The organism is Alkalihalobacterium alkalinitrilicum (assembly GCF_002019605.1).
Classification (GTDB): Bacteria; Bacillota; Bacilli; order Bacillales; family Bacillaceae_F; genus Alkalihalobacterium; species Alkalihalobacterium alkalinitrilicum.
Window position 1 is genome coordinate 1909843 of record NZ_KV917368.1, and the last position, 21283, is coordinate 1931125.

Annotated in this window: 12 protein-coding genes, 15 tRNA genes, 1 rRNA gene and 1 pseudogene; 3 read left to right on the plus strand and 26 right to left on the minus strand. The window is 38.0% G+C overall.

Annotation, left to right across the window (positions count from 1 at the left end):
- Positions 1–119: pseudogene (locus BK574_RS28385) on the minus strand (IS4 family transposase); the annotation flags it as partial.
- Positions 120–687: 568 nt separating this feature from the next.
- Here BK574_RS28385 and BK574_RS08845 point away from each other — a divergent pair.
- Entirely contained in the window at positions 688–1488 is an 801-nt protein-coding gene (locus BK574_RS08845; RefSeq protein WP_078428355.1) for an FRG domain-containing protein, read from the plus strand.
- An 18-nt stretch (positions 1489–1506) separates the two neighbouring features.
- Here BK574_RS08845 and BK574_RS08850 read toward each other — a convergent pair whose 3' ends face one another.
- The 6 genes from BK574_RS08850 to BK574_RS08875 form a co-directional block, all read right to left on the minus strand.
- Entirely contained in the window at positions 1507–2127 is a 621-nt protein-coding gene (locus tag BK574_RS08850; protein WP_078428356.1) for a DNA-3-methyladenine glycosylase, read from the minus strand.
- Between the two features lie 764 nt (positions 2128–2891).
- Positions 2892–4145 (minus strand): UDP-glucose dehydrogenase family protein, encoded by a 1254-nt coding sequence (locus tag BK574_RS08855; protein ID WP_180320586.1) that lies wholly within the window; start codon positions 4143–4145, stop codon positions 2892–2894.
- Positions 4142–5242 carry an NAD-dependent epimerase/dehydratase family protein gene (locus BK574_RS08860; RefSeq protein WP_078428357.1) on the minus strand — a complete coding sequence of 367 codons (1101 nt, stop codon included), beginning with the start codon at positions 5240–5242 and terminating at the stop codon, positions 4142–4144. The genes BK574_RS08855 and BK574_RS08860 overlap by 4 nt, the downstream gene beginning before the upstream one ends.
- A gap of 24 nt (positions 5243–5266) precedes the next feature.
- Positions 5267–6169, minus strand: a complete 903-nt coding sequence (locus BK574_RS08865) for an SDR family oxidoreductase (RefSeq protein WP_078428358.1) — start codon at positions 6167–6169, stop codon at positions 5267–5269.
- Positions 6170–6204: 35 nt separating this feature from the next.
- On the minus strand, positions 6205–6984 hold the full coding sequence (gene rfbF, locus BK574_RS08870) for a glucose-1-phosphate cytidylyltransferase (RefSeq protein ID WP_078428359.1): 780 nt from the start codon (positions 6982–6984) through the stop codon (positions 6205–6207).
- Positions 6985–7369: 385 nt separating this feature from the next.
- On the minus strand, positions 7370–8161 hold the full coding sequence (locus tag BK574_RS08875) for a DUF707 domain-containing protein (protein WP_078428360.1): 792 nt from the start codon (positions 8159–8161) through the stop codon (positions 7370–7372).
- Between the two features lie 189 nt (positions 8162–8350).
- On the opposite strand from BK574_RS08875, the gene BK574_RS08880 reads away from it, so the two are divergent.
- Positions 8351–9492 (plus strand): IS3 family transposase gene (locus BK574_RS08880; RefSeq protein ID WP_142247931.1). Its coding sequence is split into 2 segments (ribosomal slippage): positions 8351–8597 and positions 8597–9492, totalling 1143 coding nucleotides; the frame shifts between segments, so codons are not numbered across the junction.
- A 157-nt stretch (positions 9493–9649) separates the two neighbouring features.
- On the opposite strand, the gene BK574_RS08885 is transcribed toward BK574_RS08880, so the two are convergent.
- From BK574_RS08885 to BK574_RS26965, 3 genes are all read right to left on the minus strand, one after another.
- Positions 9650–10861, minus strand: coding sequence for an MFS transporter (locus tag BK574_RS08885; RefSeq protein WP_238457989.1), 1212 nt, complete (start codon positions 10859–10861; stop codon positions 9650–9652).
- A gap of 309 nt (positions 10862–11170) precedes the next feature.
- The gene (locus tag BK574_RS08890) at positions 11171–11857 is read right to left on the minus strand and encodes a response regulator transcription factor (RefSeq protein ID WP_078428361.1); all 687 of its coding nucleotides are present in this window, start codon (positions 11855–11857) and stop codon (positions 11171–11173) included.
- A gap of 904 nt (positions 11858–12761) precedes the next feature.
- On the minus strand, positions 12762–14417 hold the full coding sequence (locus tag BK574_RS26965; protein ID WP_142247932.1) for a hypothetical protein: 1656 nt from the start codon (positions 14415–14417) through the stop codon (positions 12762–12764).
- Between the two features lie 718 nt (positions 14418–15135).
- On the opposite strand from BK574_RS26965, the gene BK574_RS08900 reads away from it, so the two are divergent.
- Entirely contained in the window at positions 15136–16335 is a 1200-nt protein-coding gene (locus BK574_RS08900; RefSeq protein ID WP_078428362.1) for a C40 family peptidase, read from the plus strand.
- A 237-nt stretch (positions 16336–16572) separates the two neighbouring features.
- Here BK574_RS08900 and BK574_RS08905 read toward each other — a convergent pair.
- The 16 genes from BK574_RS08905 to BK574_RS08980 all read right to left on the minus strand — a co-directional run bounded on the left by BK574_RS08905 (position 16573) and on the right by BK574_RS08980 (position 21252).
- Positions 16573–16656 (minus strand) — tRNA-Leu (locus tag BK574_RS08905).
- Positions 16657–16667: 11 nt separating this feature from the next.
- Positions 16668–16743 (minus strand) — tRNA-Lys (locus tag BK574_RS08910).
- Positions 16744–16887: 144 nt separating this feature from the next.
- Positions 16888–16963, minus strand: a tRNA-Thr gene (locus BK574_RS08915).
- Positions 16964–16967: 4 nt separating this feature from the next.
- Positions 16968–17043 (minus strand) — tRNA-Val (locus tag BK574_RS08920).
- Between the two features lie 129 nt (positions 17044–17172).
- Positions 17173–17247: transfer RNA gene (locus BK574_RS08925), tRNA-Glu, on the minus strand.
- Positions 17248–17253: 6 nt separating this feature from the next.
- Positions 17254–17329: transfer RNA gene (locus BK574_RS08930), tRNA-Asn, on the minus strand.
- Between the two features lie 8 nt (positions 17330–17337).
- Positions 17338–17414: transfer RNA gene (locus BK574_RS08935), tRNA-Ile, on the minus strand.
- Positions 17415–17422: 8 nt separating this feature from the next.
- Positions 17423–17496: transfer RNA gene (locus BK574_RS08940), tRNA-Gly, on the minus strand.
- A gap of 40 nt (positions 17497–17536) precedes the next feature.
- A tRNA-Arg gene (locus tag BK574_RS08945) sits at positions 17537–17613 on the minus strand.
- A gap of 3 nt (positions 17614–17616) precedes the next feature.
- Positions 17617–17705, minus strand: a tRNA-Leu gene (locus BK574_RS08950).
- A gap of 32 nt (positions 17706–17737) precedes the next feature.
- Positions 17738–17812 (minus strand) — tRNA-Cys (locus BK574_RS08955).
- A gap of 63 nt (positions 17813–17875) precedes the next feature.
- A tRNA-Ser gene (locus tag BK574_RS08960) sits at positions 17876–17968 on the minus strand.
- 13 nt (positions 17969–17981) lie between these two features.
- A tRNA-Ile gene (locus BK574_RS08965) sits at positions 17982–18058 on the minus strand.
- Between the two features lie 6 nt (positions 18059–18064).
- Positions 18065–18141, minus strand: a tRNA-Met gene (locus BK574_RS08970).
- Positions 18142–18169: 28 nt separating this feature from the next.
- A tRNA-Ala gene (locus tag BK574_RS08975) sits at positions 18170–18245 on the minus strand.
- Positions 18246–18320: 75 nt separating this feature from the next.
- A 23S ribosomal RNA gene (locus BK574_RS08980) occupies positions 18321–21252 on the minus strand.
- Between the last annotated feature and the right edge of the window lie 31 nt (positions 21253–21283).

A 21283-nucleotide genomic window follows, 5' to 3' on the forward strand; every position in this document is an offset into this window, starting at 1 on the left:
TATACGAGCTTCTTTGTGTACTTATCAAGTTGATACTTTTCAACTTGTTCATCAACAAGTTTTATATTTATGGGCGCAACCCATTTACCAAATGAAGATAATCGTGTATTCTTGTCCATAGCTGATATCCTTTACTTTTGGATTTGGACAGGAACCACCTGTACTTCCATTGTAAAGGATTTTTTTGTATCCAAATCAATCAATAATTGAAGATTTATAGTATTTTAAATATTTCGTTCCTTTTAATGCAACACTAGTGTACAAAAGAGAATAAATTAAAAGTAATCGACCACGTATGGTCCCGTACACGAAATGACCCACAGCCTATGAGACTATTTCAACAATTAAAACATTTAGGTCTTCTTAAGGTGTTTTCAAGACAAGTAAAAAAAATTGATACTAAAACTTATAAAAAGTGGAAAACAACTATTCAATCCTTATAGTAGTATTGAATACTTTATCAATAACAACTTAATTGTTATGGTGAACGAATCTTCTCACCTTTTATTTCTATTTATTATAGATTTAACTAGGGTTTATATTAGCTTCTCAAGTATAAAAAGTGAAAAACAGTTAAAGAAGAAAGAAGATTGAACTGTATGTAAATCCAAATTCAAGACCAAAATATATTTATCTAAGAGACGTTACCATTTAATATTAACATCTTTTTTGTCTTGGAGGATTACCATGTGGAAAGAATTAAAAATTGAAAGCTGGCATGAGTTTAATGATGTGATTTCTCATCTGCATTACAATGAATGGATATTTAGGGGCCAAAGAAATTCCGTTTGGGACTTGCAATCCTCTCTTTATCGTGAAGTTCAAAAAGTTATCGATCAGCCAACAAATACAGATTGCGTTATGATTGAAAATAAGATGGTTAACGAATTTTATTCATCATCACACCTTTATTCATCTTTAGAATTTCAAGTGCCCAGTAAAGAAAATGAAAAAGATTGGATTAATTTTCGTTTAGAGCCCTTGTCTGTTATGCAAGATTACGGAACACCCACTCGATTATTAGATTGGACTCGCTCCCCATACATTGCTGCATTTTTCGCTTTGGATGGTGCAGAAGATGATTTTAGTATTTACGCATTAAACGTAAAGGAACTAGAACAATTTGATAATAATAGGTATGGAGATCACTTTTTTAACTATAAACGAGCGATTTTTTCACCTGAAACAATAACTGAAATATTCATTTTTCGTTATGATCCTTATCAAAAAAATGAACGTCTTCGTATTCAACAAGGCGTATTTCTCGTCCCCAGCTTAATCAATAAGACAATGGATGACATTCTAAAGGTTTACAACATTAAGAATAGTAAGCTACACGGCAAGGAAGTAACATATAAGCTTGTTTTCAACAAAGAAAACCTCCAAGATTATTGGTACAAACTTATGCAAATGAATATAACACACGAGACAATTTATCCTGGCCTTGAAGGTTTTTGCCGATCCCTAAAACTTCATATTCTTCTTTAAAATGGTGCCGCCGCGCCTTTAACACTGCATTTTATTAAGGTGCTTGGCACCGCTCACAAAGCGGTTTCCTTTTACGAAGAATCGCCACGGATAATGCTTAGCTTCACCACTATTATCTATTCCGACCCGTGGTCCAACAACAATTTCCTCAGGAGCTACTACTTTCCCTTCAGCAATAAATAATGGACGTTCAAAAAACGGTCGACCGTAATCTTCTTTAACGATCCCGAGCGCTTTCGTTAGTTTCCCAGGTCCACTTGTTAAGTCGCGATCTTTTTTTGCTTTTTCACGTCTTTCGTACATCAACTCAATCCCTGTATACGGTTCAAGCGCCCGAATTAACACCGCTTCAGGGTGATTTTCTGCACCACTCACAACATTGACGAGACAATGGGTATGCATTACATACGTATATACATATCCAGGTGGACCAAACATCACTTCCGTTCGTTTCGTCCGGCGATTATTGAAACTATGCGCTGCTTGATCAACTGGTCCAATGTACGCTTCCGTTTCAACAATCCATCCTGAAGCTGTACCCTTATCAGTTTCTTTCACTAATAATTTTCCAATCAAAAACTTTGCCAACTCTAAAGTAGATCTTTCATAAAAAGATGCTTGTACAGGTTCAAACGTCATAACTTCTGCACCTCCTATTTTAGAATAAACATAGTCTATCGCCAAAAGTCGTAAAAATCGTTTTCTTATACTTTTACACCTGAAAAAGTTGAATATACAGTGCAATAATACTTTATGATTTTTGGTATCCACATGACTACACCTACTCCAAAAATCGACCAATCTTTATTTTTCCCCCTATACGTCCTCACTATAATTTGACCCCGTACTCCCTATTTCTCTAAATACATCCGTCACATTTTTTCATTATTTTGATCGTTTCATTCTATTAGAAGACAAAGCTGCAAAATTAGACGATAACAGACAATCCTAGTCAAAGGGAAAATAGAACAATTGTTGAAATCTAAATAAGACAGGAGAAATGAAAGAAAGGAAGTAGAGAATATGAGAACAAAACGTCGCGACGAGTGGAAAACACATTGGAAAAAGTACAAGCATCTCTATAAAGGAAATCGAATGGAAAGGAGAAATAAATGGAGGACCAAATGGGAAAACAAATATAAAGAAGTTAGTTGATTTTAGAATAAATAAAACGATTTGACTTATCTTGTCTTGTACATAGGGATAGATCAGCCATAATTTATTTTGAAAAACTGAGAAAGATAAGATGTAATTGGTCCCCTCGAAACTATGAATAGGTCGCCTAGTACATCTTATTTTTTATTGGATAGAGAAAATAAAATCATAGGATTATCATGTATTATAATAGAAAAACCTTACATCCTTGCCGACCAAGGAGTAAGGATCTAGGAACCAATTATTAACTAATTAAAGATATAACGATAATCAAAAACATTCTTCTCTTTAATAATTTTTTCGTTTTTAATAAATTCATTCCACGCAGTTAAAATGACAACATAATCTACTCTTAATAGGAGTTCTTCTAAACTTGGCGAATATTCAATAGGAAGCTCATATGCCTTTTTAAATTCTTCCATGGCCATAGGGTCAAAAGCTATAAGATTTTTGTATCCTTTCTGTAGTAAACCTTCAATAATTCCTTTTGTTGGTGTATCCCTAACGTCATTTGAATTGGGCTTGAATGCTAAACCTAAAATCCCTATATTCTGTTTTTCTTCTACTTTTTTCACTATATCATTAACAACAAAATTTTTAACCACTTCATTAACTTTTAAAGTACTATTTAATAGTTCAGGAGAGTAGGAATTTTTTAGTGCTAGGCTTACTAATGCCATTGTATCTTTTGGAAGACAATATCCACCAAATCCACATCCTGGGAATACATAGGAAGTCATCGGAGCTGGTGTACCAAACCATCTTTTATCGAGATGTAAAACTCGGAAAGCTTTTTTTATGTCAATTTCTCCGATGGATCTTGCAATCAAAGATTGTTCATTAGCAAAACTAATGAGGGTTGCCAGTAGAGTATTTGATAAATACTTAATAAATTCAGCCGTATTTAATGTCACTCGAAAAATCGGTACATTAAATGATTGATAGATTCTCTCCAAGATCTCTCCGCTTTTATCATCTTCCTGACCAATGACTATTCGATCTGGTTTTATAAAATCATCCCAAGCATATCCCTCTCGTAAAAATTCAGGATTATTCGTTAAGCCTATATCTACACCAACATCAAATCCTTGCTTTTTAATATGTGGTTTTATATGTTCACTTGTTGTCGAAGGAGGAATAGTTGACTTTATTACTAAAACTTTATAATTTGGTTTTTTTATACAGTTTAATATACTATTAATCCCTTCTAAAATATAATCTATATTGGCGCTACCATCGCTATTACTCGGGGTACCTACACATATAAATATAGCTTTACTTTGGTTTACTGCTTGTTGTAAATCATCAACAAGCGTAAAATTTTTATTCATGTGCTTTTTTAACTTCTCCTCAAGAAAAGCTTCATAAAAAGGAATTTTTCCTTGTCTAAAAAGCTGCTTCTTCTTGTGATCAATTTCATATCCATAAACTTTAAATTCTTTCTCACAAAACCCTAAAGCGGTTGTCAATCCAACAAATCCAAGACCCATTACTGTAATCAATGAATGTCTCCTCCTTCATTTAAAAAAGATAGAAACCGAGAGACACCCTCTACAACAGAAATACTCGGGGCATAATTAAGCACCTTTTGAGCCTTAGATATATTAGGGCATCTTCTTAATGGATTGTCAGTTAAATAGCTTTTTTCTTCAGAAGTCATAAATTGTATTGCCTGGCTATAATTAAAAATATCCTTACCTGCTTTTTTATAAATTTTAGCCATTTCTTTAATTGTAATTTCTGGTTTATCAATTCCAATATTAAAGTAATCAAAAGGTTCGTGCAATAATGCTTTTAGATACCCTGTGATTGCATCTGTAACATAACAAAATGTTCGAGTTGGCTTTCCGTCAGAATACAAGATAAGAGGGTTATTTTCAACTATTGCTTTAGCAAAGTCAGCTGGTACCCTCTTGTCATTTAGCCTCATTCCAGGGCCATAATTGTTAAATGGTCTAACGATAGAAATTGGCATATCATATTTCTCAGCATATACGTAACATAAAGTTTCTCCAAATCTTTTTGCTTCATCATAACAAGCCCGTGGACCGATCATAGAGACATTTCCTCTGTATTCTTCAGACGTTGGGATATGAGTAGGAAGGGGATCACCGTAAACCTCGCTGCTGGAAAAAAACAAAAATCCTTTTATATCTTTATCTTGATAAAAATCTAATAGTGCTCTTAACCCTAATACATTTGCATCGATAGTTTCAAGAGGATACTTCCTGTAATATGTTGGAGAAGCAATAGAAGCCATGTGAATAATATAGTTAACGTCTTTTATTTTTTCAATATCAAATGATGAGAAATAAGTAATATCCAAATTGTATAGTTCAATCTTAGGGTTATGTTTACTTAAGTTAGATATCCATATCGGTTTCCCGAGTTTAAAGTTGTCTATACCGATTATCCTTCGAATATTTAGATGCTCAGAATATTCAGATAAAAAAGACATGATATAAAAGCCTAAAAATCCAGCACATCCTGTTATTAAGATGGAGGAATTGTTAAATTTCGCCTTTTCTATCTGCTCAAGTTGACTGTGTATATACTGAAGGTCTTCATTATAAATTGAATTTTTTTTATTTTTTTTCATTTAAAATCCACCTTTTTAAAGGGTTCATACAATAAATCTGTTTTTCTCAGCTTGTAAAACTAATTCGATCCCTTGTTCTAGGTTTATTTTACTTTTCCAACCTAACTTTTTAAGTTCTTCAATGTTAGCTTTTGATTCCATAATTTCATTTTGTCGCAGTGGAATGGCACCAAATTTTAATAATGTTTTAGATTGGGATTTTTCGTGAATAAGTTCTATAAATTCACGAATAGTTTTACATTCTCCCAACCCTAATTCATATTCTTGAAACCCTGGAAGACCCTTCATATTTTTATTTAAAATTATTGAATAGGCTGTAAGGACATCATTGACATGGATAAAATCTCTCTTTTGAAAACCTTCTGTTAGATGTAATTCTGGAATATTTTTTAAACAGCTCTTAATAATATATGTCGTAAATTTATCTTCGTTATCAAATGGTCCGTATATGTGTTCTAACTTTATATTTATAAAACAAATTTTTCCTGCTAGGCTAAATTCCCTTCCCCATTCCAAAAACTGTTTTTTAGTTAATGCATAACTTACTAAATACTGGTACCCCTCATTTTTTTTATTTATAAAAGAGTCCGTATTAATAAACAATTTAGTATGGTATGAAATGGATTTTTCTAATAGTTGTAATGGAAAAGAGACATTTGAATGAAGAAGTTGTGATGAACTTTCTCCGTTTCTGTCATACTTAGTTGCTGTATGAATTACGACATCAATAGGTCCATGTTCTTCAAAGGGTTTCTCCAGTGAACATTGATCCATATTATAAACAACCACTTTTGATAAAATGTCTACGATTCTCCAAGTATTTGAAAAGCTTCTCTTTATAATAATGACTTCATGACCTTCCTTTACCAAGGCTCTCGTTAAATGACTCCCTAAAAAGCCTGTAGATCCAGTCATTAATATCTTCATAGTCCCCGCCCCAATCTAGGAAACTTTGGCACTAATTAATCTAATATTTTCCACGGTGCATTACCTGTATTCCAAATCTCTTCTAAATATTTCTTATCACGTAAAGTATCCATCGGATGCCAAAATCCAGAATGCTTATAAGCCATTAACTGGCCATCTTTTGTTAAATTCTCTAATGGGTCTTTTTCAAAAACCGTTTGATCTCCTTTTTCTAGATAGTTAAATACTTCTGGTTGTAATACAAAAAAACCAGCATTAATCCAGCCGCCATCGCCTTGTATTTTCTCCTGAAATTTTTCTACTTTTTGATCAGGTGATATGGACAATACTCCAAATCTGCCTTGAGGTTGTGTTGTGGTTACTGTAGCAAGCTTGCCATGTGAACGGTGAAACTTAACTAATTGATTAATATTAATATCGCTCACACCATCACCATAAGTTAACATAAAAGACTCATTCCCGACGTACTTTTCAATTCTTTTTAAGCGGCCTCCCGTCATTGTACCTATACCAGTATCAACTAAAGTAACTTTCCATGGCTTCGTAACCTTCTGATGTATGGTACAATGATTCCCTTTTTGAAAATCAAAGGTTACGTCAGAGTTGTATAGAAGATAGTTTGAAAAATACTCTTTGATTATATGACTCTTATACCCCAAGCAGATAATAAATTCGTTATAACCATAACTTGAGTACAGTTGCATAATATGCCATAATATTGGCTTTTCACCAATCTCTACCATTGGTTTTGGCTTTAAATGTGTTTCTTCACTTATTCTTGTGCCAAACCCCCCTGCTAAAATAACAACCTTCATTAATGAACCCCCTTAATGCTGTATATCTCCTTTACTAAATATATTCTAGTTTTCTAAAACTGTTTGGACTCAATTTTCTTTCATTAAATTTCAATTGGCAGTTTCACTCTTTAACAAAAAGCGAAGTGCTCGAAACAAAAGTAGCCATTTTGATAAATATATTTTATAACTCATGCTAAAACATGAACCAAGCATATACCTGGTTCATCATAAAATTACATAAAACACTAACTTTTAGGATATGAGTGTTTTATGTAGTCCTTTAGTTCTGTTATCTGGGCTTTAATTTTTGTGAAAGAAGATATTAAAATAATGGGAGACAGAGATATTGAAGTTTTTGACAGTTGAAGGACAGATAGGTACAACCTTTTAATAATCCAACTTTCTAACGCTTCTTTTTAGGAAGTGTACGATTAATTTTAAAATTGAATGGTTCCTTGACCCCATACTCTTTACAAATACAATGAAGTTCTATTTTACTATCACTTAAAGTATAATGAATGTCATCATATAATGTACCTTTTCTAAGAGGTCTTGTATGTTTTACAGAAACTTCGTCGATAATTGCAATTTTATTTCTTGGATTACCAAGTAGTTTAGGCCATACCGAGTCTAAACCCCATCCTGACTTACTCTTTTTAAATGTATCCCAACAAAGTTGAAGAGCTTCTCTTGAAAATAGAGGAACCATTACTTCAACGAAATTGGTATACCTCAAAATACTTCTAGGCACTTGCCTCGTTATGTCATGGGAATAATAGGAATCCTTAGATAATGAGGGTTGCGCTAAACTTAATTTATACTTTGTGAAAAGATCAAATAATTGATGAATAGTTGAACAATCCGTACTAATATCATCATCAGGCATCCAGACTGCATCATATTTAAAGATATGGTCTCCAAAATCTTCTATAATCTTATGAAACCTAGGCCATTTTGAATTTTTTGCTTCCGAATAAAAATCACAATCTTCTTTATAGTTATTACTTCCGTCACCGAAATACTCTAGGAATAAATCAAATTTCCGATCTGGATGTAACCACTCTTTATGAAGAGAAGTATCTCCTACTCTTGCCATTACTAAAAATCGTTTTTTTCCTGAGTAGTTAAAGGGTTTTATTATTCGTCCCTCATTATTTTCTAGCATACTATTTGACTCGCTAGCATTTTTTTTCATTTAAAATACACCTCAAAACAATATTTTACAACAATTCATTTCACTCTAACCATCTCCATATTAAGTTATGTAGAGGGCATTAAAGTGACACTAAAAATCTTTAATCAAGGTTGGATAGGCTACACTTAGTTGGACAATAAAAATAAGGGCTAGTAGAATAACATATAACGAGTGAGGAGCGAATCTACTATGTCCAAAAAAAGAAGAACGTTTACCACAGAATTCAAGAAGCAAGTGGTTGCTTTATATGAAGGTGGAAAAAGTCGTCAAGATATTGTCCGTGAATATGAATTAACTCCGTCTGCTTTAGACAGGTGGATTACTCAGTTTCAACAGTCTGGTTCCTTCAAAGAGAAAGACAATCGAAGTCCAGAGGAACAAGAATTGATTGAGTTAAGAAAAAGAAATAAACAGCTAGAAATGGAAGTCGATATTTTAAAGCAAGCCGCGCTGATCATGGGGCGAAAATAGAAGTCATTGAGAAAAATCGGCACCTCTATTCGGTATCAGCAATGTGCAAAGTCCTACAAATAGCTCGAAGCACCTTTTATTATGAAACAGAAGTAGCTGCTCAAAAAGAAAAGGAAAAGGCTACAGAAGAACAAGACTTAAAAGAAAAAATACTAAAAATCTTTAATGAAAACCGTACAGTATATGGAACTCGTAAAATAAAACGAGAGCTTTTAAAAGCGGGTCACAAGGTTTCCAGACGTCGCATAGGAAGGTTGATGAAAGAGCTCGGAATCCAATCGAAGTATGCACAACCTTCCTACAAACCAATGAGCTCTCAGCCAAATGAAGAATCCGTTCGAAACGTATTAGATCAGGAATTCCAAGTGAATGAAGAAATGTCCGTACTGGTTAGTGATTTAACGTACGTCAAAGTAGGACATTATTGGAGCTACGTCTGTTTTTTAATTGATTTATATAATAGAGAAATAGTTGGTTATAGCGTTGGAAAACGCAAAGACGCAGCTTTGGTTCAACGCGCCTTCGCAACGGTTAATCGGCCATTAGAGAATGTAAAACTCTTTCATACAGATCGCGGATCTGAGTTTAAAAACGTAGCTATTGATGAATTATTAAGTGAAAATGAGATTGAACGTTCATTGAGCGATAAAGGAAACCCTTATGATAATGCAGTGGCAGAAGCGACACTTAAGATTTTAAAAACAGAACTAATTCATGGGGAGCAGTTCCATTCCCTTAACCACCTAGAACTTGAACTGTTTGATTATATCAATTGGTACAATAACATCCGTTCGCACAGTGCCCTGGGGTATCAAAGTCCAGCAAGTTATCGAAACTTAGCCCCTAAAAAAATTGTTTGATTTAGTGTTGACATACCAAGGTACCTTAAGTTAAATTTTAAATAAATAATCATAAACACGGATAAGTTGACTCGTCTATATATAAACTTATTGGAATCTGTTTTTATAAGAAGTTCATTTACTGATATTGATTTAACCAAACCTCTTTATTCAACTTTTAGCCAGTACCTCTTCTAAATTCACCTTTCATACTCTGTTTCCCCACCCGTTGCCATACATAGACTAAAACTACACCACAAACACCAATAAGACCACCAAAATAAAAACCAGCCACAAGATCATAGATTGAATTTAAAATTCCAGCTACAAAAGGTCCTACAAACATCCCTACCGCGTAAACAGCTTGGTAGAATCCCATAGCCGTTGCTCGTTTCTGATCATCGACAGATTCAATAGACATACCTAATAGCAACGGAATAACAAGCCCTAATGCAAAACCGTTTATTGCTTGAGTAATCAATAATATACTAAAGGAGTTTATCAATGGAATTGTACCTGTAAATATAGCACTTACTAAAAATCCAATAAGCAATGTTGGCCAATTACCGATTCGTGGTGCAAGCCATTTTCCTACAATAATAGCTGCAAAAGCATGAGGAACGATAAAAAGAATAACTAAGTAACTTATACCTACCGTCGAAGCTCCAAGTTCAAGTGCATAATTTGGTGTGAAGCCAAAAATTGTAATAAAAATGATAGCATAAGCTAAGATCGAGAGTATCGTTACTTTAATTAAAAGTGATTCCTTAATAATTCCTAATAGTTCCTTAATCTTTATAGGTTCACGAACTGGTTCCTCTTTCTCCTCTTTTAGCCAAAAACATAAAATCAACCCGAGAACTCCAGCAATTCCCCCGATCCAGAAAGGAACCATCCAGCCATACCATTCAACGATTACCCCACTAAATATCATACTCAATAATTGACCGAGAACCATTGTGACACTAATCCACCCCATGGCCTTAGTAATATCATCTTTTGAAAAGTAACTGGCATACAAAACGGTAAAAGCGACCCATGTTGCAGCACTCACACCAGCTAAAGCTCTAAAAAATAAGATCCAGCCTAATTGATCGGTCAAGATAAACCCAAAACTACTCATACTCCCAATGGCTATTCCCAAAATAATGAATGGACGACGACGCTTAACCACATCCGAATAAATCCCCAATGGTAGACGAATAAGCATTTGCAAAAGACCATAACTTCCTACGACAACACCTATGAACATATATGTAGCCCCTAAAAAGTCTAAGTATGCTGTTAATATAGGAACATAACTATAAATCGTAAACCAGTACATTACTGTAACCAATACAAAAATAACATGATCCATTTTTGTCACAGTTGAACGATTTTTACCACTCACTTAATTCCCCCCGTTCTAACTTATTTAAAGAAATAGAATAGTAGATTTAATAAAAGTGAGATTTATTTGGTAAAAAAACTTAGAATATTTGTAAAATAATAAATTGAAAGTATAACTTCTACTACCCAGTTTATTTTTTCTGATTTTTGGTAAAAATGGTTTCTATCCTATAACCTTATGCTACCTAATTAAGAAGTATTTATAAACACCCTCCTGTCTAAAAATTTTTAATTTCTAAATAAGACCCCTTTTAACTATCTACAACTAGTAAAAGAGGTTCATATAATAAAAGTATCATCTGCTTTTCATTTACAGCTTAAATTTATAACCAACACCCCATACAGTTTGCAACACATCACACCCGAGTTTCTTTAACTTTAGTCGAATCTTTTTGATATGGGCGTCAACCGTTCGAATATCACCAATAAAGTCATATCCCCATACCTGTTCAAGTAGTACCTCTCGAGTGTGAACGTTACCAGGATTTTTAGCAAGATGAACTAACAAATCAAACTCTTTAGGTCTAAGTGTAATATTATTTCCCTTAATTATTACTTCCCTGCGGTCAACATCAATCTGCACGTCACCGTAGTCATATGTAAAATATTTTTCCTTTTCTGTAGAAACACTAATCTTTTCAACCCTTCTAAAGATAGCTTTGATTCTAGCAATAAGTTCTCTAGGACTAAATGGTTTTACCATATAATCATCAGCTCCTAATTCTAAGCCGAGAACTCGGTCGAACTCTTCACCTTTTGCTGTTAATATAATGATAGGAACATCAGAAAACTTTCGAATTTCACGGCAAACATCATAGCCATCCTTTTCAGGCATCATAAGATCTAAAATCACTAAATCTGGTTTCTTTTCAAACGTAAGTTGAATAGCTAATTGTCCATCTTCCGCTTCAAGTGGATTAATATTTTGTTTTCTCAGATAATGGAGAATTATTTTTCGAATATTATCATCATCATCTGCTACCAAAACTTTTTGCATAAATAACCACTCCTCGAATCCCTAATATTTTTTGTCGGAATTTAATACAGAAGCTTACTTATAAAAAATTACATTACTAATAAAGAGCTCACAAGGGACATAAGTTTTGAACATTATAAAAAACTATGGATATCATTTGCAGACTTAGTCCGACTTACACGAAAAATTTCAATTATTTACCAATGGTAGAGTAGAAAACCATACTTGAGGCTTTCCCTCATACCGCTTTCCGACGTTCTTCTTTCTTTTACTTTACAGTGATCAACTAGCTAATTTCACCAAAATATGTTCAATTTCTTTTCTTACGTCCTTTAAGTTTCCATGTTTCTTACGATTATTATGCTTCTTGTTCTAAAACAAGGTGAGACGTTCGAGTACAAACGAATCATTCGATTTGGCTATTTCTTTCCTTGTGGAGTCAGTAGGTAATAGTTCTTAAAACCTTGTAATTTCCTTTTGAGTTCTCCATGTTGTTCAAATCTCTTCTGCCATAGCTTATCCATTGTATTTGGTAGATATTTGCTAGGAGCGGAGATATGACACCTCCCCGAGGAGTTCCGTATTAGGGTACCTTACGTTTCCTTCTTCCATAATTCCCGACTCAAGTCATTTACGAATAAGCTTTAAGACTCTTCTGTCACTAATACTTTGCTCCAATAAATTTCATCAACTACGCTGGTCACTTGATGTTAGTTACAACCTGTTAGTTTGCTCACACCCTACAAGTAAGTTAATTTGTCACTGGACTTCAACCTTAGAATTTTTTCACCAGTTGCCTGTCAGCTACTGAGCTACTTGATACTTACTCAGGTTAGACTTTCACTAACTAGCAATTAACGGCTTGCTAGTCACACCAAAAACAAAAAGAGAAATCCAACTAGCGGACTCCTCTTTTTGTCTACATTTATTTTAAGAAAGAGATAAAGTTTACATAGGCTGACCTTACTTTTTCATAATAACCAACAATTTTATCAAACGTTCCTTCATGTTTTACAGTAGGATCTGTGTACGTTTCAGATGTATGTTCTTTATCGGTATCTACCGTTTCGTTTTCACTTGTGTTTTCCGTTTCAACGCTTGTATTCGCTTCTGTTTCAATATCAACTTCTACACCTGCTTCAATTTCTGTAGCTTCTTGACTTTGATTTTCTAGGAGGTTGTCTTCTTGAGAAAGTGAAATAGAAACACGGTCTTCATAAATTTCTTGAGGTTGCTCACTTAGATGTTCCACTTTAAAATCAACCTCTTCTTCTTCTCCTTTCGCTATATATTCTGTATCCCTAACTTGATTTTCTGGTTTAATCTGTGTTTCATCATCAAATAGGTCTTCTTCTATAGTCACTAGCTCATCGACTGCATCTAACTCTTCTGTTGCTTTTTCATTAGTAGTTAACTCCTCTTCTTCAATTGGGTCTTGTTCCTCTGTTACTTCATTAGAAAAATCAAGATTTTCAAAGTAATTTTGAATGAATAAATCTTTATACTCTATTAACTGCTCATATTTATTGAAAATAGATTGATAGCGCTGATTAATCTCATCAAGTACATCAACGCCATTATCAAGATCTTGTGCTTCATCTTGATCTAATTGATATCCACCTCTATCCATATCACCATCGTTGCCTTCTTCTATTGTTACATCTTCATTTACTGCTTCTTCTTCGTTGCCTTCCTCGTCTGTTGCTTCTTCATTAACTTCTTCGTCTGTTGTCGATTCCTCTTTTACTGTATCTTCAACATCTTCACCCTTTAGCAATTCTTCTAAAATTTCGTAATTCCCTTCGGCAACTTCTCGCATAATTTTTCCTTTTTCAGGTGACCCAGAAATGTTCTTTGCTACCTCTGATACGATTTGACCATGATTCTTATCCTTTACTTCTTCTTCTGTTACTTCCTCGTCATTGACTGCTTCTTCTTCGCTTCCTTCTTCTGTCACTTCCTCGTCATTGACTGCTTCTTCTTCTCTGCCTTCTTCTGTCGCTTCCTCGTCATTGACTGCTTCTTCTTCGCTTCCTTCTTCTTCTGTCGCTTCCTCGTCATTGACTGCTTCTTCTTCGCTTCCTTCTTCTTCTGTCGCTTCCTCGTCATTGACTGTTTCTTCTTCTCTGCCTTCTTCTGTCGCTTCCTCGTCATTGACTGCTTCTTCTTCGCTTCCTTCTTCTGTCGCTTCCTCGTCATTGACTGCTTCTTCTTCGCTTCCTTCTTCTGTCGCTTCCTCGTCATTGACTGCTTCTTCTTCGCTTCCTTCTTCTGTCGCTTCCTCTTCGTTTTCTACTTGTTCATCTTCTTCATTTGATAGCTCATCTAAAAATTCATAATTCCCTTGAGCTACTTCGCGCATGATTTTTTCTTTTTCAGATGATCCTGGATGGTCTTTAGCTACCGCTGATACAATGTGACCATGATTATTATTTTTTGCTTGCGCTTCTAATTCTGCTGCTGAAGTTGGTGCACCTGCTGCGACAAAAGTGCTTGCTAACATTGTTGTAGATACTACTGCAGGTATTATTTTTTTTAAAGTATTTCCATTTTGAGTAGATTTATTTTTTCTTTCAAACATATTAATAACCTCCTAAACATTCTATAAAGTTAACAAATTCGACAATCTAGTATGAATGAGTTACAAATTTTAATTCAATAACTAGTTAGATGAATCTCTTAAAGAAAATAGTAATCTTCACTCCTTTGTATTATTTTTTGCAGTTCTCTTAACTGCTTGTCCTACACTCTACAGAAGAAATTTAACGAAACTATGATCAAAAATAGAACAGTTTTAGGTCTTTTTTAGACATAATTAAAATTAGTGTCTGAATGTTCATTTTAGATATCTCTCTATTTGCCAACGAACATCGTTGATTTTAAACAAACGGTCTTTAAAATAGAAGCAATACCGTATTCAGTCTAGCTTCATGCAATATTACTATGGAACGTTATCTGGAATGATGACGATTGAAAAACGAAAGGTGATTGCAACAAGTACACACTGGGGAAGGTGGTTGGAAGAAGCATAAATAAAAGGTAGCTGTCATAAGCATTGATTTGCATACAATTTTTAACACTGCCTATTCAACAACTGTTGATTTTTACAAATAATTTTAAATTTATTAATAAACCCCTTATATAATACGACAAATTCATTTCTTATGTAACAATTATATTACATTCTAGCAAAATTCGTTGTTATTAGACATGAAACATATTAAAATTTGATAGACTATTAAAAAGTAGATTCTTCCATTAGATAAAGGTAATGGTACATATAAAAGGAGAGTAATATAATGAAAAGGAAGTTAACGAAAGTAGTTATTGCTACGGCTCTAGCTGCTACCCTTCTTCATGCGGTTCCGACAACATCCTACGCTAATCCTACAGTGAATTTTTCCGCGCAAATTGAAGAATTTGAAACGAATATACTTACATATGACAACAAGATTATCGAATCAATTGCCAAAATTGAAGAGTTAACAAAAGAGATTGAACGCGGCCAAAAGCAAATCGAAAATAACCAAGAGGAAATCGATGAAGCACAAGAAAGATTTGATAGTTTAAAAGAGATCTATTTCGAACGTTTACGGGCCATGCAACAAAATGGTCAAAGTCCAATGTTAACGTATATTGATGTGATCTTATCCTCTAAAGGGTTTTCAGATCTCATTGAACGAGTAACACTCATCTCTCAAGTCATCGACCAAGATCAGAAATTACTAGATAACCTTCAGACCGCTGAAATTGAACTCACTAAACTACAAGAAAATCTTGTAAAAGAAGTAGCTCAATTAGAAATTAATAAACAAACGGTAGAAGACGAACGAGCTTCAATGGAAAGAAACAAATCTACCGTAATGCAAGAATTAGAACGAGTAAAAGAATTACAACGCCAAGAAGAAGTTCGCTTAGCTGAAGAAGCACGTATAGCCGAGGAAGCAGCAAGAGCTGAAGAAGAACGACAAGCTGCGACACTCGCGCAACAAACACAACAAAATGTTCAAAATAATAACCAGACAACACAAAGTCAACCGACTGTAACCAACACGACTTCAGAACCAACCACAACACCTACAAATACTTCAGTAAACACGAACACTAATCAAAACACTGTTACAAAAACGGTTAATTCTGGAAACTCAGATAAAGTATCTCAGTTAATTAATTACAGTAAACAATTCTTAGGAACACCTTATGTATGGGGCGGCACAACTCCAAGTGGGTTTGATTGCTCAGGATTTACATCGTACGTCTTCCGCTCAGTTGGTGTAAACTTACCAAGAACATCTAGACAACAAGCTACAGTTGGAGTAGCTGTTCCTACTAACCAAGTACAACCAGGTGACTTGATCTTTAGAGGAAGCCCTATTCACCACGTTGGTATATACATAGGAAATGGTCAATACATCCACTCTCCACAAACTGGTGATGTTGTGAAGATCTCTAGTTACAATCCTTCTAAACATACACAAGCACGTCGTGTATTAAATTAATAGTTTAAGTAGTTGAATAGCTAACAAAGAAGGTGGACCTATCATTAGGTACCACCTTCTTTAATTATCCTTTTTTAATTTTGTTGTTCGAAATCGTTTAACTATAACTGTTAATGATGTAAAGTTAACTAACTTTTACTAGAGTTTTCTTCTAAATACTAGGTAATAATTAAACAAAAAAAGACCAACAATTGTTGATCTAATCTTATTGTTAATTATTAGTTATTAGTTATGTATTGGTGCGGGTGAAGGGACTCGAACCCCCACGTCAAAGACACTAGATCCTAAGTCTAGCGCGTCTGCCAATTCCGCCACACCCGCAAAAATAAAAATGGTGAGCCATGAAGGACTCGAACCTTCGACCCTCTGATTAAAAGTCAGATGCTCTACCAACTGAGCTAATGGCTCCCGAATTAATGTATATTATTCACTTTGAATGTTTAATCCTCTACTAGCTACTCAATGAAACATATACATTGAAACAACTCGTAGGTTTTCCTAACAACAAATGCTCGTAGCTCTACCTCATTAGAGATTCGCAATAAATCGTAATGGTGCCGGCGAGAGGACTTGAACCCCCAACCTACTGATTACAAGTCAGTTGCTCTACCAATTGAGCTACACCGGCATAATGGTGGAGGATGACGGGCTCGAACCGCCGACCCCCTGCTTGTAAGGCAGGTGCTCTCCCAGCTGAGCTAATCCTCCATTAAGATTTTGATAAGCTGCGAATTTCTTCGTCAGTTTCGGCCTTCCGGTACTCACGTATTTAGATACGATCTGTTCCTCAGGACTTCACTTCCTCGAACTTCTTGCTTCTAAAAATCTTTTAGAAATTGGTGACCCGTACGGGATTCGAACCCGTGTTACCGCCGTGAAAGGGCGGTGTCTTAACCGCTTGACCAACGGGCCAGTAAGTGGCTCCACAGGCAGGACTCGAACCTGCGACCGATCGGTTAACAGCCGATTGCTCTACCAACTGAGCTACTGTGGAATAAGTTATGGTGGGCCTAAGTGGACTCGAACCACCGACCTCACGCTTATCAGGCGTGCGCTCTAACCAGCTGAGCTATAGGCCCATAAAAAATGGAGCGGGTGATGAGAATCGAACTCACGACATCAGCTTGGAAGGCTGAGGTTTTACCATTAAACTACACCCGCAACTTATTCACTTAATATTCATTCCAAAATATAAATAAATTGGCGCGCCCTGAGAGATTCGAACTCCCGACCTTTTGATTCGTAGTCAAACACTCTATCCAGCTGAGCTAAGGGCGCATATGGTGCCGAGGGCCGGACTTGAACCGGCACGGTAGTCACCTACCGCAGGATTTTAAGTCCTGTGTGTCTGCCAATTCCACCACCCCGGCAAAGCAGACATTAGTTATACATCAGTTTCTCTTGGAGGCGGCACCCGGATTCGAACCGGGGGATAAGGGTTTTGCAGACCCGTGCCTTACCACTTGGCTATGCCGCCAAATACCTTAGATATCACTAACTGTCCGTTTAAATTGACAGTAATAATAAAACTTGTATCTGATGGCGGAGGAAGAGGGATTCGAACCCCCGCGCGGTTTAACCCGCCTGTCGGTTTTCAAGACCGATCCCTTCAGCCGGACTTGGGTATTCCTCCATACCTATGTTTCTGGTGGACCCTGTAGGACTCGAACCTACGACCAATCGGTTATGAGCCGACCGCTCTGACCAACTGAGCTAAGGGTCCTTATAATGGTAGCGGCGGAGGGAGTCGAACCCACGACCTCACGGGTATGAACCGTACGCTCTAGCCAGCTGAGCTACACCGCCATTATTAAGATAGATTAAATTGTATAAATGGTGGAGCCTAGCGGGATCGAACCGCTGACCTCCTGCGTGCAAGGCAGGCGCTCTCCCAGCTGAGCTAAGGCCCCATCTATATGAATACAAGAGAGAGTCATTCTCTCAAAACTGGATAATGTGCTAGAAGAATATCAACGCTTTATGTTTTGGATAAGCCCTCGACCGATTAGTATCTCTCAGCTCCACGTGTCGCCACGCTTCCACCCGAGACCTATCAACCTCATCATCTCTAAGGGGTCTTACTTACTTAACGTAATGGGAAATCTCATCTTGAGGGGGGCTTCACGCTTAGATGCTTTCAGCGCTTATCCCGTCCACACGTAGCTACCCAGCTATGCTCCTGGCGGAACAACTGGTACACCAGCGGTGTGTCCATCCCGGTCCTCTCGTACTAAGGACAGCTCCTCTCAAATTTCCTACGCCCACGACGGATAGGGACCGAACTGTCTCACGACGTTCTGAACCCAGCTCGCGTACCGCTTTAATGGGCGAACAGCCCAACCCTTGGGACCTACTTCAGCCCCAGGATGCGATGAGCCGACATCGAGGTGCCAAACCTCCCCGTCGATGTGGACTCTTGGGGGAGATAAGCCTGTTATCCCCAGGGTAGCTTTTATCCGTTGAGCGATGGCCCTTCCATGCGGAACCACCGGATCACTAAGCCCGACTTTCGTCCCTGCTCGACTTGTAGGTCTCGCAGTCAAGCTCCCTTATGCCTTTGCACTCTACGAATGATTTCCAACCATTCTGAGGGAACCTTTGGGCGCCTCCGTTACTGTTTAGGAGGCGACCGCCCCAGTCAAACTGCCCACCTGACACTGTCCCTGAACCGGATCACGGTTCGAGGTTAGAACTTCAATACAGCCAGGGTAGTATCCCACCGACGCCTCCACGTAAGCTGGCGCTCACGCTTCCAAGGCTCCTACCTATCCTGTACAAGCTGTACCAAAATCCAATATCAAGCTACAGTAAAGCTCCATGGGGTCTTTCCGTCCTGTCGCGGGTAACCTGCATCTTCACAGGTAATATAATTTCACCGGGTCTCTCGTTGAGACAGTGTCCAAGTCGTTACACCATTCGTGCGGGTCGGAACTTACCCGACAAGGAATTTCGCTACCTTAGGACCGTTATAGTTACGGCCGCCGTTTACTGGGGCTTCGGTTCACAGCTTCGGCTTGCGCCTAACCACTCCCCTTAACCTTCCAGCACCGGGCAGGTGTCAGCCCCTATACTTCGCCTTGCGGCTTCGCAGAGACCTGTGTTTTTGCTAAACAGTCGCTTGGACCTATTCACTGCGGCTCTCTCGGGCATACACCCTAACAGAGCACCCCTTCTCCCGAAGTTACGGGGTCATTTTGCCGAGTTCCTTAACGAGAGTTCTCCCGAGCGTCTTAGAATTCTCTTCCCGCCTACCTGTGTCGGTTTGCGGTACGGGCACCTCTCACCTCGCTAGAGGCTTTTCTTGGCAGTGTAGGATCAGGAACTTCGGTACTTAATTTCCCTCGCTATCACAGCTCAGCCTTTATGGTAAGCGGATTTGCCTACTTACCAGCCTAACTGCTTAGACGCGCATCCATCAGCGCGCTTACCCTACCTTACTGCGTCCCCCCATTGCTCAAACGGTGAGGAGGTGGTACAGGAATTTCAACCTGTTGTCCATCGCCTACGCCTTTCGGCCTCGGCTTAGGTCCCGACTTACCCTGAGCGGACGAGCCTTCCTCAGGAAACCTTAGGCTTTCGACGGAGGGGATTCTCACCCCTCTTTTCGCTACTCATACCGGCATTCTCACTTCTAAGCGCTCCACCAGTCCTTCCGGTCTGACTTCGCTGCACTTAGAACGCTCCCCTACCCCTGTCCGTAAGGACAAGCCGTAGCTTCGGTGATACGTTTAGCCCCGGTACATTTTCGGCGCAGAGTCACTCGACCAGTGAGCTATTACGCACTCTTTAAATGGTGGCTGCTTCTAAGCCAACATCCTGGTTGTCTGGGCAACTCCACATCCTTTACCACTTAACGTATACTTGGGGACCTTAGCTGACGGTCTGGGCTGTTTCCCTCTTGACTACGGATCTTAGCACTCGCAGTCTGACTCCCGAGGATAAGTATTTGGCATTCGGAGTTTGACTGAGTTCGGTAATCCTGTGGGGACCCCTAGCCCAATCAGTGCTCTACCTCCAATACTCTTCCCTCGAGGCTAGCCCTAAAGCTATTTCGGGGAGAACCAGCTATTTCCGAGTTCGATTGGCATTTCACCCCTACCCACACCTCATCCCCGCATTTTTCAACATGCGTGGGTTCGGGCCTCCATTCAGTGTTACCTGAACTTCACCCTGGACATGGGTAGATCACACGGTTTCGGGTCTACGACCACGTACTTATTCGCCCTATTCAGACTCGCTTTCGCTGCGGCTCCGCCTTATCAGCTTAACCTTGCACGGGATCGTAACTCGCCGGTTCATTCTACAAAAGGCACGCCATCACCCGTAAATGGGCTCTGACTACTTGTAGGCACACGGTTTCAGGATCTCTTTCACTCCCCTTCCGGGGTGCTTTTCACCTTTCCCTCACGGTACTGGTTCACTATCGGTCACTAGGGAGTATTTAGCCTTGGGAGATGGTCCTCCCTGCTTCCGACGGGGTTTCACGTGTCCCGCCGTACTCAGGATCCGTCTCGGAGAGACGATCATTTTGGCTACAGGGTTGTTACCTTCTCTGACGGGTCTTTCCAGACCGCTTCGCCTATGATCGTCTTTTCTTACTCCATGTGAGACGTCCTACAACCCCAAGAGGCAAGCCTCTTGGTTTGGGCTAATTCCGTTTCGCTCGCCGCTACTCAGGAAATCGCATTTGCTTTCTCTTCCTCTGGGTACTTAGATGTTTCAGTTCCCCAGGTCTGCCTCCTCATACCCTATGTATTCAGGTATGGGTACCATCCCATTACGGATGGTGGGTTCCCCCATTCGGATATCCCCGGATCAAAGCTTACTTACAGCTCCCCGAGGCATTTCGCTGTTCGTCGCGTCCTTCTTCGGCTCCTAGTGCCAAGGCATTCACCGTGCGCCCTTTCTAACTTAACCATTCGACAAATGATAAGCGGCGGATTACTTC

What these genes read in the sequence shown, in the direction of transcription:
- BK574_RS08850 (WP_078428356.1), bottom strand. Translation starts at nt 2,127, where the DNA reads ATGACGTTTGAACCTGTACAAGCATCTTTTTATGAAAGATCTACTTTA.
- BK574_RS08865 (WP_078428358.1), bottom strand. Translation starts at nt 6,169, where the DNA reads ATGAAGATATTAATGACTGGATCTACAGGCTTTTTAGGGAGTCATTTA.
- BK574_RS08860 (WP_078428357.1), bottom strand. Translation starts at nt 5,242, where the DNA reads ATGAAAAAAAATAAAAAAAATTCAATTTATAATGAAGACCTTCAGTAT.
- BK574_RS08890 (WP_078428361.1), bottom strand. Translation starts at nt 11,857, where the DNA reads ATGCAAAAAGTTTTGGTAGCAGATGATGATGATAATATTCGAAAAATA.
- BK574_RS08875 (WP_078428360.1), bottom strand. Translation starts at nt 8,161, where the DNA reads ATGAAAAAAAATGCTAGCGAGTCAAATAGTATGCTAGAAAATAATGAG.
- BK574_RS26965 (WP_142247932.1), bottom strand. Translation starts at nt 14,417, where the DNA reads ATGTTTGAAAGAAAAAATAAATCTACTCAAAATGGAAATACTTTAAAA.
- BK574_RS08845 (WP_078428355.1), top strand. Translation starts at nt 688, where the DNA reads ATGTGGAAAGAATTAAAAATTGAAAGCTGGCATGAGTTTAATGATGTG.
- BK574_RS08900 (WP_078428362.1), top strand. Translation starts at nt 15,136, where the DNA reads ATGAAAAGGAAGTTAACGAAAGTAGTTATTGCTACGGCTCTAGCTGCT.
- rfbF (WP_078428359.1), bottom strand. Translation starts at nt 6,984, where the DNA reads ATGAAGGTTGTTATTTTAGCAGGGGGGTTTGGCACAAGAATAAGTGAA.